We start from the raw sequence: 11,523 nt of genomic DNA, 5'->3' as shown, positions 1-11,523 counted from the left end.
GATAAAGTTGTAGTTTCGACCCAAATATGGTGGCTTGTCGCTGGGACTGCAGTAGCATTTCCTATACATCAACTTGATCCTAAATATGGTGTGCTAGTTAATCCTGGTGCTGATTCATCTGGTTTAGAGAATGCATCGAGTGGGGGGTATAATGCTGGCGGTTCGGTGGTTACCGTGCCGCATACAGGCGGAAGTCAGCTGGATACACAGCGAGGTGACACTAGCTATAAGACTCCGGAGCACCAGCTGAACCCGGGGAATATGTATAGTGGAAACGGTGCAAAAGAGGCTGGAAGCTCTGCGACTAAGTTGAGTCAGGGAGAGCAGAAAGCGGTTGCTAGAATTGATAATATAATAAAAAACTTCAAAGATCATGATATCGAAGGTACATTGAAAGACATGGCTGGAGATCCAGTTCCTCGGAAGAATGGCAGTGGTTACTATGATCATTTGAACGAAATGCAGGAGCGGATAAGAGGGCTTACCAACCATGCAGAAACGCTTAAAAATGTAAGTAATCCAGAGGCGCAAGCGGCCCGACAGGCAGCTTTGGATACTTTAAAACGTATTTCTGACTCTCTAAATGGTGCGGGTATATGAAAAAGACATTTCGTCAAATAGATGAGAGTAATGGGTTTAAGTGGGAAGTTGAGCCTGATTCTGATGAGTCTGCGCTGGAGTCATGGCACAGGTCGATTCTGGACACTCCGATAAACGAGCTTGAGATCGGCGACCTTTGCAGATCGGTCAGGCAAGATATGTATACGTCGGAATTATTGCCTGTCGTGGTTCGCGAGTTGGATAAGGAAGTGCTGGTAGGATTTCTGGATGACGCCGAGTTGCTAAAAGGAACCTCAAAATTATCGGAGGCAGTCTGGGCGAAGAATTTACAGCTGACGCAAAAAATGTTGAATATTCTGCAGCGAGATAAAGAGCTTATTGCTGCGGAGCCTCGCGCTGTCGAATATGTCGAATATGCTCAGGCGCTAGAGAGGAAACTGCTGGCAGCGCTTAATGGTAAACGGAAAAGGGGACAGATTTATTTTTAGTCTATGGCAACGGCTGAATAAATCTGTCCCCTTTTTCTTCCTCTCGAACTACCAAAAATGTGGGGGTCGTTACTCGAAAAGAACTCGACTAACGCTCGTGTTTATACACAGGATGAATTTCTTAAGGAATTCAAAAAATGACTATTAGTCAATCGGTTCTTGATGATCTTTGGAATGGGGAGAAAAGTATTTGTTTTTTTGTGCATTCTGGGGAATGTTATTGGGTTGTAGATGAGAGATACAATTTTTCTCTTGATGCGGAAAAAGACTATCGCGCCTATCTTGAAGATGGTGAGATAACTCAAGAGCAATATGAGCAGTCTTGCAGGCTTTTTAGAGGTGGTATTCTGAGGATGACCGCTGAAAATTTTCCGCAGTATTTGAACGACTCATGCGAAAAAGTCCTTTCTTTAGCTGATTTAAAAGCCTTTATGGTGTTGGGTAATGAGCTTTTTGAAGAAATTGAGCACTATTTCTTAACTGGAGAGGGGCTGACCTCTTGCCTATTTAAACAGGCTAATGTCGTTAGCTCTCGACTTCCTAAGTTCTATATAAACTTTGATAGAAAAATTTTTATGCACATGGATGATGTTCGTGCTCATGAAAGTCTTGTTTATTCGGGCTGGGTTGCTCAATGCTTTGATTTTAGCTTTTTGATTCCTACTCGCCAGCGATACTGGATGATTGCTGGTAATGACTATTGGAAACTTCGATTTGTATAAAGTGCTATTGATGGGGTCAGAGTCATTGATTACTACACACGGCGCAGCAGAAGGGTAACTTAGGATGTCTCGCTCTTCGGTCACTCGCTTGAGTTCAGCACGCAGACGACGCAGTTCGATCTGCTGATCGTCCTATTGCTGCCGCTTTTCCCGGGGCTTGTTGTAGCGTTTGATCCAGGCATACAGGCTGTGCACCGACATACCTAACCGCGCTGCCACCTCGGCTACAGGAAGGCCACGCTCGGTCATTGCTTGACTGCTTCGATTTTGAATTCTTCGGGGTAACGCTGGTTGCTCATGGCACCTCTTAATGGGCCTCATTATGAGGCTTGGAGGTGTCTACGAAACTAGGGGCGATTCAGTGTGCCGCCTGCATGCAGGTAGCGAACAGAATGCTCAGGTGCTGTTGGCCGAGGAGGGCATCGAGGTGATGCCCTTGTAGCGTTATTGCGTGAAGCCTCAGCCGCCAGGGCCGGTGATCGGCTTCGCACCCTGTGATGAGGCGGCCATCGAACGCGCTGCCAAGGGTGTCACGCGGACTCTGCGTGGCTGCTGACGCCGGCTCAGCGTGCCACTATGATCACGGTGATGCAGATCATCGCCACCACGCCGAAAACCATACGGGCGATCCAGGGGGCGGTGAGCCACGCCGTGGTGGCCCCGGCGACCTGACCGACGTTCTTTTCCGAGAGCCAGCGATTGCCAGCCGGCTGGCTCATCGGGTTGCCGCATTGCGGGCAGGCGTGAGCCTTGTCGGAGATACGGTTTTGGCACTCGGGGCAGTCGATAAGGCTCATGTCGGTCGTTCTCTGATCAATGGCGATAGCGAACGTGAGACTGGGCAGGCGCAGACGAGTTCCGCTGCAGGGCAGAGATGGCGGGGGCTGTAGCGTTTTCGTGGAGGTTTCGCAACGCGCCCGCAGCATGCTGCGGGCGCGCCTGGCGGTTACTTGCGGCGCCACTGGCCCTGCTGCTGGATGTACTGCCCAGCCGGGGTCTTGTCGATGGCCTTCTGGCCGGCGATGGTTTCCACGTCGCTGAGCTGGATGCCGTTCTGCTGGGCGAGCTTCTGGTACTCGGCGCGGCGGGCGGCGTTGATCAGCTTGGCGATCTCGTCGGCCTGGCCGCCGGATTTGACCACGCCGAGGTAACCACTGGGCAGCTCGCCGAGCTGGCCGCTGGCCTTGGCATCGCCTAGGGCGGACATCGCCTCGTTGAGGCTGATGGCGTGAGCGGGCAGGCTCAGGCTGAGCAGCAGCAACAGGCCGGCGAAGGGTTTGATCAGGCTCATTTGGGTTTCCTCAGAACAGTCCGCTGGATTCACTGAACATGCTGTCCAGTGCCTTATCCACCTTGATATAGATCTCGTGCTCGATCTTCACATTCAGGTTGATGTTGATCGGCTCGTTGGGCATCGCCAGTTGTACCGTCGGGGTACAGGCTACGCTCAGTAGCCCCAGCAGCAGGGCGGTGATGCAACTACGCAAGCGCATGGCGCTTCTCCTCGTCAAGGCTCCTTGGGTGCGGTATTGCGTTGCAGCATTCGCTGCTGCACGCGCCGCGTGATGATCTCGTTGACCCGATCGGTCAGCTGCAGGCTGGCGAGCAGGTTGGGGATGTCCTCCTCCAGGTTGATGTTGAAGTGAATCGGCCGGCCATTCTCGATGGCCGGGTTCTGGCCTTCCAGGCGCATGGCCAGGCGCAGTTTGCCGTGCTGATCATAGTCGACCGAGCTGTTCAGGGTGGTGAAGTTGAAGTCCTCCAGGGACTGCGTCACCAACTGCATCGCCGGGTTGCTGCGGCCCAGGGCCTTGATCTTCTCCGAGCTGAACTGCAGGCGTCCACCGGGTTGGCGGGCGGCGATATGGCCTTTTTCCACCTCGATGCCGTTCTGGCCCAGGCGCACAGGCAGGTCACCATCCAGCGTGCCGCTACCGGCCAGGCCCTCTGCCGGGTAGAGAGTGAAAAGCTGCTGGAGTTCCAGGCCGCGGATCTGGATGGGAAACAATTGATTACTGGCCGCGAGATCCCATCGCCCTGGTGTCAGGGTGACCTGCCCGCCCATCAGCGCGGCTTGCGCCAGGTTCACCTCCAGCGTGCCCTTGGCTGCACTGGCCAGTGGCGCGCCGTAGCGAATACGGGCCTCGATCGGGCCGATCGGCAGGCCGGGATTGGCCTGCTGGATTTTCAGCTGCTGGAGGTACAGGTCGAAGCGCTGGCGCGCCAGCTTGACGTGCAGGCTGGTGTCCAGGCCGCTGAGTTCGGAGCGGTCGTAGATGCCGCCCAGGCCTTTGCCGGTGATGCTCAGGTCAACGCTCGGGGCGTTGCTGCCAGCGCTCAGGGCCAGGTTCGCGACGGCATTCAGGCGACCGCTGTTGAGGTCGAGCAACTCGGGCCACTGCACCAGGGTTTTGGCCAGCGGGTTGCCGGAGCGCAGGAACAGTTCGCCGAGGGTCGCCTTGAGCTGCAGGTTCTGTTTGGCGTCGAGGCTTGCATCCAGGTCCAGTTGCAGTTCGCTGTCGTTGCTCAGCTTGCCGCGCAGGTTGCCGACCATATCCGCCGCCGCTAGCTGGCTCTGCAAGCGCCAGCCCTGTGGCTTGAGGTTGGCCTGTTCCAGGCGTGCGGTGCTGAGGTTCAGCGGGCCCTCGAACTGCCAGGTCTGCAGGGCGCCGTCCTGCAGTTTGAGGTCGAGGGCGCTACCGCCGAGGTCGATCTGCAGCTTCTGTGCGTTCAGGTCGGCACCTTTGAGGGTTGCAGCCTGAAGCCGGGAGCCTTGGCCAATGCTCAGGCCCACCGCAGTAGCATCTGCATGGCCCGCCAGCTTGAGGTCGCTGCTCAGCTCGCCGGCCTGCCAGCCAGCCTGGTTCACCCTGGCGGTGCGTGTGGTCAGGCGCGTTTCGGCGAACTGCACGGCCCAGGGTGCGGAGCTCGCCAGTGCCAGGCGGCCCTGCAGGTCCAGGCGGGTCGCGCCACGCAAAGCCAGCGTCAGTTTAAGGGGCAGGCTGCGCCCGGTCAGATCGTTGCGCAGGCCGTCGAGTGGCGTGTCAGGCTGCACCTGTACGCGCAGGGATTCGCTGCGCAGCTCCGGTGGTAGCGCACTCAGCCAGTCGGCATTCGGCTCGGTGAGCTGCAGGTCCGCTTCCACGCGCGTTGCGATCCAGTTTTGCCCCTGATTGTGCGCCGTCAGGGCCAGCTGCCCCCGTAGCTGGCCAAGCCCGGGAAAAGGCCAGGGTTGGGGTAGATTGCCCTGCACGTCGACCTCGCCGCTGGCAGCCAGCAGGTTGTCCACATCCATTACCCGCGACGGCAGCGTCAGTTGCCACGAGCCTTGCAGGCTGACCTCTCCCGGCGCGCCGGGCCACTGGGTGCCCTCCGGCACGCTCCAGGCGCTCAGCCAACTTTGCAAGGCGGCTGCCTGGGTGAGTTGCGTCGCATCGAGCTGGCCGTTCCAGTTCAGGCCGTCACCTGCCTGTTCGAGGCTGCTCTTCACGGTCACTTGCGGTTGTTGATCGACGGCCAGGGTCAGCTGCAGGTCGATTGCGTCGTTGCGCGGTCGCAGGGTGAGCGAGCCGTTGATTACCTGCGTCTGATGGTGGAGATCGAGCTGAACGGCCAAGTGGTCATCCTCGCCACGCAGCAGCTTCAGGTTGCCTGTGGCGGTGCATTGTCCGCGGGCGCAGGGCAGGGTGGCGGCTAGTCGCTCAATCCTCAGGCTGCGTGGTAACAGGGCCAGTGGGGCAGCCAGTCGTTGCAGGTCGAGGTCAGTTGGCGGCGTGTCTGGCTCGAGCTCTTCAATTGCGGCTAGCCAGGTGAGCGTCAGGCTGCCGATGTCGAGGTGCTGCCAGAACGGCAGGCTGAAGCCGAAATCGCGCCAGGCCAGTTGCAGCCCCTCACTGTGCAGCTCGAGAGTGCCTGCGCTGCTGCGTTGTGTCAGTTGCAGGTCCTTTACGTTCAGGCCTGAGCTGGAGAGTGATAGGCCATGCCAATCGAGTTTCTCGACACCATTGCGCTGCAGCAGGTAGCTGCCGCCCAGATAAACGGCGGCAACGAACAGCACGAGCAGCGTGAAAACAATGGACAGTCGCAGCCTGGTGCGGCGGCTGAGCATGGGCGTTATCCATCGACGGAAGAATGTCGTGACGGTAACCCGAAGCGCCATGGCCTGCCAAACCCGGTTTGGCCGGTTATACCGCCCACGGTTTTATGTCGGGAGCATGACATGGGCTTTATTGGTGCGGCAGTCAGGCGCTCCGTCTGTCTGGCCGCAGGGCCTGTGAAGCCTGGCTTGCGCCCTCTAAAAGGGCGTTTTCGCAGGCCTGTCGACGGACTTGTGCACAATCGCGATGCAGCTTGTCAAGCAGCATATTGGCGCTTGCACAAAACCTCCAATTGTCGTAGGAGACTTTTTAAGTACATGAAAAATATGAACTTTTTTGATGTGGCGAAAAAATGACCAGTTTGACTCGGGGCCCCATACCATCGGCGTTGGGGGGCATTTCTCCCACCTTACGCACAAAGTTATCCACAGCTTCTGTGGATTGTCACAAGCAGCCCAGAGGAGAGTAGGGCGGGGTTTACCTGTGAATTAAAAAGAGTAGAGTGGCGCGCCTGTTCCGCAGCCCGTTTTACGTCTTTTATGCCCCGCGCTTTACCCCTCGATACGCTTCCCGTCCGTGCCCAGGTACCTGTTCGCGTTGCCGCCTGGCTGTTGGACAGCCCGCGGCTGGGGCATGCCCCCAGCGTGAAACGGATTGCCGGTCGCCTGCTCAAGCAGCCTGCCCGCCAGGGCGTGGTGCAGGCTCAGAGCCGCCTTGGCCAAATGCTCTGCCGCGACTGCGACAATACCCGCGACCGTCGTATCGGCGTGGAACTGCTGCGCCAGGCGGCGCGTGCTGGCGACGGCGCCGCCCAGCTCGAGCTGGGCCGCCTCTATTGCCAGCCTCGCACTCTGGAGCCGCATCAGGCCCGCCACTGGTTGGAGCTGGCGGCGCTGCAGGGGCAGGGCGAGGCGCGGGACCTGCTCCGGCGCTTGTAGCCGCAGTGGAGCCGCCCGCGCAGGTATACTGCCCGGCAGTCTCGCCTGGATGTCTGTATGCCCTCTGATCTCGTTTCGCTGCTGCCGGCCTTTCTGGTCGGCGCCCTGGTCTGTGCCGTTCCCCTGTTGCTACGCGCCGTCGCCCTGTCGCGGGAGGCCGAGGAGATGCGTTTGCAGGCTGGCCTGGCGCAAGAGCGCATGAATGCCGCGCAACTGGCCCAGGCAGGCTTGAGTGCGCAACTCGACGGTTGCCGTGAGGAGCTGGCCGAGATTCTCGAGATCAAGGCGGACCAGCAGGCCGAGCTGGCCGCTCTGCGCCGGGAAACCCACTTGTTGCAGAACGACCTGCAACTGGCCCGTGAGCAGATCAAGGGCGGGCAGGCGCTGCGTGATCAGCAGGAGGTCGAGCTGCGTCGTCTGGATAGCGAACGGGCCGGCCTGGCTGCCGAGCTGCACGAGCAGCAGGAAAATCATCAGCAGCGTCTCGAGGACCTGCAGGGGGCCCGTGATGCCTTGCGTGCCCAGTTCGCCGAGCTGGCCGGCAAGATCTTCGACGAGCGCGAGCAGCGTTTCTCGGAAACCAGCCAGCAGCGCCTCGGCCAGCTGCTCGATCCGCTCAAGGAACGTATCCAGTCCTTCGAGAAGCGGGTCGAGGAGAGTTATCAGCAGGAGGCGCGCGAGCGCTTTTCCCTGGGCAAGGAGCTGGAGCGCCTGCAGGGGCTCAATCAGCGCCTGAGCGAAGAGGCGATGAACCTCACCCAGGCCCTCAAGGGCCAGAAAACCCAGGGCAACTGGGGTGAGCTGGTGCTCGAGAGAGTGCTGGAGCATGCCGGCCTGCAAAAGGGCCGCGAGTATCACACCCAGGTCAGCTTGAAGAGTGCCGATGGCGAGCGCTTCCAGCCGGACGTGCTGATCCAGCTGCCGGGCGAGAAGCAGGTGGTGGTCGATGCCAAGGTCAGCCTCACGGCCTATCAACAGTGCGTGTCGGCTACCGACGAAGCGACCCGGCAACTGGCCCTGAAGCAGCACGTGCTGTCCCTGCGCAGCCATCTGAAGGGGCTGTCGCTCAAGGATTACCAGCACCTCGACGGGCTGCACAGCCTGGATTTCGTATTGCTCTTCGTGCCCATCGAGGCGGCGTTCGCAGCAGCCCTTCAGGCAGACCCGGGCCTGTTTCAGGAGGCTTTCGATCAGCACATCGTGATCGTCAGCCCGACCACGCTGCTGGCGACCCTGCGGGTCATCGACAGCCTCTGGCGTCAGGAGCGGCAAAGCCAGAACGCCCGGGAAATCGCCGAGCGGGCCGGAGCGCTGTACGACAAGTTCGTGGCTTTCATCCAGGATCTGGATGAGGTTGGCATGCGCCTGCAGCAGCTCGACAAGGCGTACTCCGGGGCGCGCAACAAGCTGGTCGACGGTCGCGGCAACCTGATAAGCCGCGCCGAGAACCTCAAGCTACTCGGTGCCCGAGCCAGCAAGAGCCTACCTCCCGAGCTGCTCGAACGAGCCGCCGGCCTGCCTCTGGATGACTCAGGGGACGACTGAGCCTCACGCCGCCTCGAGTATGGCTGGGGGTGATTTCACGTCCTGGCTGGACGTGACCGAAATTTTGGCTATCTTGTCGGTTGTCATACTTCTTTGGAGTGTGATGATTTCGTCTGGCTGAATATAAAGCCTGCCCGATGCTTTGATTAAGTTCAGCTGATTCAATGTATTGGCCATAACAAGGACAAGAATATGCCGCTCATCGAGAGCTCGTTTGCATCTGTGATGCAAGGTTCGCTACGCCAAAAAAAGTATGTTGTCGTACCGCTGGCACTGCTATTCAGCGCCTCGGCCCTGGCTCTGGAGGCGCCACGCAAGGTTCAGGTGCCGACCCTGGCCTATGACGACAGGCAGATCATCCTGGTCTGGGAGAAGCCGGAGAACGCCGCCGGTATCGTCGACTATCACGTGTATATGGACGGCAAGCGCCTGGGTGGCGCCAACGCCAACAATGACCAGCATTCGCCAGCCAAACCGTATATCGATCGGTTCTACCAGGCCGATACGGAAAACTTCCATCACCGTATTTCCATCCACAATTACACCGTGGCTGGCCTGAAGCCCGAGACCGAGTATCGCTTCACCGTGCGCTCGGTGGATGCCGAAGGCCGCGAGTCCGGTGACAGTCCGGTGCTGCTGCAACGCACCACGGCGCAGCCTGAGGTCTTCAACGTCGAGGACCAGGGTGCCAAGGGCGACGGCAAGACGCTCAATACCGTCGCCATCCAGAAGACCATCGATGCCTGTTCCCTGAACTGCAAGGTGCTGATCCCGGCTGGCGTGTTCAAGACCGGCGCGCTGTACCTGAAAAGCAACATTACCCTGGAGATCGCCGAGGGCGCGACGCTGCTGGGTTCGGAGCGCAGCGAGGATTACCCGCTGGAGGGCTATATCCAGTATCCCTATTCGACCATGGTGCGGCCGGCGTCGCTGATCAACGCACTGCCGCGCGATCCGCGTCAGCATCAGTCGTTCGAGAACATCCGCATCGTCGGCAAGGGCACCATCGACGGCAACGGCTGGAAGCGCAACGACGACAGCCGTGATGAGCTCGGCAATGCGCTGCCGTTCTACCGCGCCAGTGACAACACCCGCTACATGGAAGACGGCATTCTGGCCAAGGACCAGGTCGAGAAGGCGGTGGCGCGGGGCATCATCGTCAAGGACGCTTACGGGCAGATGCGCTCGTCACTGATGACCCTGCGCAACGTCACCAACGTGTTCTATGGCGGCTTCACCGTGCTCAATCCGGCCTACCACGGGATCATGAACCTGGAGACCGAGAACGTGGTGATGGCCGGCACCGTGCACAAGACCTACGACGCCAACAATGGCGATGGCATCGAGTTCGCCAACAGCAAGGGCGCCATGGTCTTCAACAACTTCTTCGACACCGGCGACGACTGCGTCAACTTCGCCTCGGGCACCGGCGCCGACGCGACCAGGCAGCCGCCTCAGGAAGATGCCTGGATCTTCAACAACTACTTCCGTCGCGGGCACGGCATGGTGGTCGCCGGTAGTCACACCGGCGGCTGGATCCAGAACATCCTCGCCGAAGACAACGTGTCCGATGGCACCGATACCGGCCTGCGCATGAAGAGCACCAACTTCATGGGCGGCGGTGCGCGCAATGTCACCTTTCGCGATTCGGCGATCCGCAATACCGTCAAGCAGGGGGTGATCATGACCCTCGACTATCACGATCCCAACGCCATCCTCGACTACAAGCGTTCGACCGTTCCCGGCCAGTTTCGCGACATTCGCGTGGCCAACGTGACGGTGGAAGATGCTGCCGGTGCGGCAATTCAGGTCAAGGGTGACAGCGCCCACGACGCTTTCCACGAGAACGTCGCCTTCGAGCAGGTGCGCTTCAAGGGCAAGGCCGGGGCGCAGATCGATGGCCTGCGCAATTCGCGCTTCACCGACGTCAGCTTCGTTGGTAGCGAGGGCGACCCCTGGAACATCAAGGGCAGCGAAGGGCTCAGCTTCGACCGCGTCGAGCCGCAGCCAAAGCAGTAGATAGCCGGTCGCGGACGCGGGGTGGCTCAGTCGTCCCGCGTCAGCACTTCCAGCAGCTCGATTTCGAAGCGCAGGTTCGAATTGGGCGTGATATGCGTGCCCATCGAGCGCTCGCCGTAGGCCAGGTGCGCGGGCACCAACAGGCGACGTTTGCCGCCGACCTGCATGCCCATCAGCCCCTGATCCCAGCCCTTGATCACTCGTCCGGTGCCGATTACGCACTGGAAGGGCTTGCCGCGGGAGTAAGACGAGTCGAACTCGGTGCCGTCTTCCAGCCAGCCGCGGTAGTGGGTGGTGATCAGCGCGCCCTTGACCACTGCCTTGCCATCGCCTGGGTGGAGGTCCTCGATACGTAAATCTTCGCTCATTGCCGTCATTCCAATATTCCCGAGGGCCGCGTTTTCGCAGGAAACGCGGTGCTTTGCAACAACCGCACACGGCAGCAGATGGCTTGCTGACGTGGCCCATTGGTGGGCTGAAACGGATCACCGCCCGGTCTCAACGGGGAGCCGGCCGCGCCGGCGATTCGCGCGCATGGCGCGCTCCCACGATTGTGAGTGGGCGATGCTTCACCTGCGTGGCCCGATCCGTTCCTACCGTTTTACGGTCGCAATGGTGGACAAGAACAGCGTTGTCCACCCTACGGTTCTCGTGCTCTGCGTGGGCGCCAGCAACCTGTGGGAGCGGGCCGTGCCCGCGATTCGCGCGCATGGCGCGCTCCCACCGTCTTGGGATGGCGACGCTTCACCTGCGCGGGCGGTCCGTCAGCACCGCTTTACGGTCGCAATGGTGGACAAGAACAGCGTTGTCCACCCTACGGCTCTCGTGCTCTGTGTGGGCGCCAGCAACCTGTGGGAGCGGGCCGTGCCCGCGATTCGCGCGCATGGCGCGCTCCCACGATAGTGGGCGGCGATACTTCACTTGCGTGGTCCGGTCCGTCGCCACCGTTTTGTGATCGCAATGGTGGACAAAAACAGCGTTGTCCACCCTACGGTTCTCGTGCTCTGCGTGGGCGCCAGCAACCTGTGGGAGCGGGCCGTGCCCGCGATTCGCGCGCATGGCGCGCTCCCACGATAGTGGGTGGGCGATGCTTCACCTGCGCGGGCGCCAGCAATTTGTGGGAGCGGGCCGTGCCCGCGATTCGCGCGCATGG

At 59.9% G+C, this 11,523-nt stretch carries 11 protein-coding genes and 1 pseudogene; 6 read left to right on the top strand and 6 right to left on the bottom strand.

Going from position 1 to position 11,523, the window contains the following annotated elements:
- From ACT9T4_RS26325 to ACT9T4_RS26315, 3 genes are all read left to right on the top strand, one after another.
- Positions 1-600: polymorphic toxin type 28 domain-containing protein (locus ACT9T4_RS26325; protein WP_499119795.1), on the top strand; the 600-nt coding region annotated here is incomplete at its 5' end.
- The gene (locus ACT9T4_RS26320) at positions 597-1,049 is read left to right on the top strand and encodes a contact-dependent growth inhibition system immunity protein (RefSeq protein ID WP_179537649.1); all 453 of its coding nucleotides are present in this window, start codon (positions 597-599) and stop codon (positions 1,047-1,049) included. The genes ACT9T4_RS26325 and ACT9T4_RS26320, both read left to right, overlap by 4 nt.
- A 137-nt stretch (positions 1,050-1,186) precedes the next feature.
- On the top strand, positions 1,187-1,771 hold the full coding sequence (locus ACT9T4_RS26315) for a hypothetical protein (RefSeq protein WP_179537650.1): 585 nt from the start codon (positions 1,187-1,189) through the stop codon (positions 1,769-1,771).
- A 60-nt stretch (positions 1,772-1,831) separates the two neighbouring features.
- Here the strand turns inward: ACT9T4_RS26315 and ACT9T4_RS26310 are convergent.
- The 5 genes and pseudogenes from ACT9T4_RS26310 to ACT9T4_RS26290 all read right to left on the bottom strand — a co-directional run.
- Positions 1,832-2,070, bottom strand: a pseudogene (locus ACT9T4_RS26310) (transposase); the annotation flags it as partial.
- 264 nt (positions 2,071-2,334) lie between these two features.
- A complete protein-coding gene (locus ACT9T4_RS26305; protein WP_499119792.1) occupies positions 2,335-2,568 on the bottom strand; it encodes a zinc ribbon domain-containing protein in 234 nt (77 codons plus the stop codon).
- A gap of 149 nt (positions 2,569-2,717) precedes the next feature.
- Positions 2,718-3,062: a YdbL family probable chaperone protein gene (locus ACT9T4_RS26300; protein ID WP_042553185.1), complete on the bottom strand. Its 345-nt coding sequence runs from the start codon at positions 3,060-3,062 to the stop codon at positions 2,718-2,720.
- A gap of 10 nt (positions 3,063-3,072) precedes the next feature.
- Positions 3,073-3,264 carry a YnbE family lipoprotein gene (locus ACT9T4_RS26295; protein ID WP_042553186.1) on the bottom strand — a complete coding sequence of 64 codons (192 nt, stop codon included), beginning with the start codon at positions 3,262-3,264 and terminating at the stop codon, positions 3,073-3,075.
- Positions 3,265-3,278: 14 nt separating this feature from the next.
- On the bottom strand, positions 3,279-5,879 hold the full coding sequence (locus ACT9T4_RS26290; RefSeq protein WP_499119789.1) for an intermembrane phospholipid transport YdbH family protein: 2,601 nt from the start codon (positions 5,877-5,879) through the stop codon (positions 3,279-3,281).
- A 528-nt stretch (positions 5,880-6,407) separates the two neighbouring features.
- Between ACT9T4_RS26290 and ACT9T4_RS26285 the strand changes: the two genes are divergently transcribed.
- The 3 genes from ACT9T4_RS26285 (at position 6,408) to ACT9T4_RS26275 (ending at position 10,370) form a co-directional block, all read left to right on the top strand.
- Positions 6,408-6,806, top strand: a complete 399-nt coding sequence (locus ACT9T4_RS26285) for a tetratricopeptide repeat protein (RefSeq protein ID WP_179537653.1) — start codon at positions 6,408-6,410, stop codon at positions 6,804-6,806.
- A gap of 57 nt (positions 6,807-6,863) precedes the next feature.
- Complete coding sequence (locus ACT9T4_RS26280; RefSeq protein WP_042552126.1) at positions 6,864-8,351, top strand: DNA recombination protein RmuC; 1,488 nt, start codon at positions 6,864-6,866, stop codon at positions 8,349-8,351.
- Positions 8,352-8,576: 225 nt separating this feature from the next.
- Positions 8,577-10,370 (top strand): glycosyl hydrolase family 28 protein, encoded by a 1,794-nt coding sequence (locus tag ACT9T4_RS26275; RefSeq protein WP_499119786.1) that lies wholly within the window; start codon positions 8,577-8,579, stop codon positions 10,368-10,370.
- Between the two features lie 26 nt (positions 10,371-10,396).
- On the opposite strand, the gene ACT9T4_RS26270 is transcribed toward ACT9T4_RS26275, so the two are convergent.
- Positions 10,397-10,738 carry an FKBP-type peptidyl-prolyl cis-trans isomerase gene (locus tag ACT9T4_RS26270; RefSeq protein WP_499119783.1) on the bottom strand — a complete coding sequence of 114 codons (342 nt, stop codon included), beginning with the start codon at positions 10,736-10,738 and terminating at the stop codon, positions 10,397-10,399.
- Positions 10,739-11,523 lie beyond the last annotated feature (785 nt).

The organism is Pseudomonas sp. SZ40, assembly GCF_052958135.1.
Note: the sequence above shows the minus strand (reverse complement) of the source record. Positions and strands in the feature narration are given on the sequence as shown.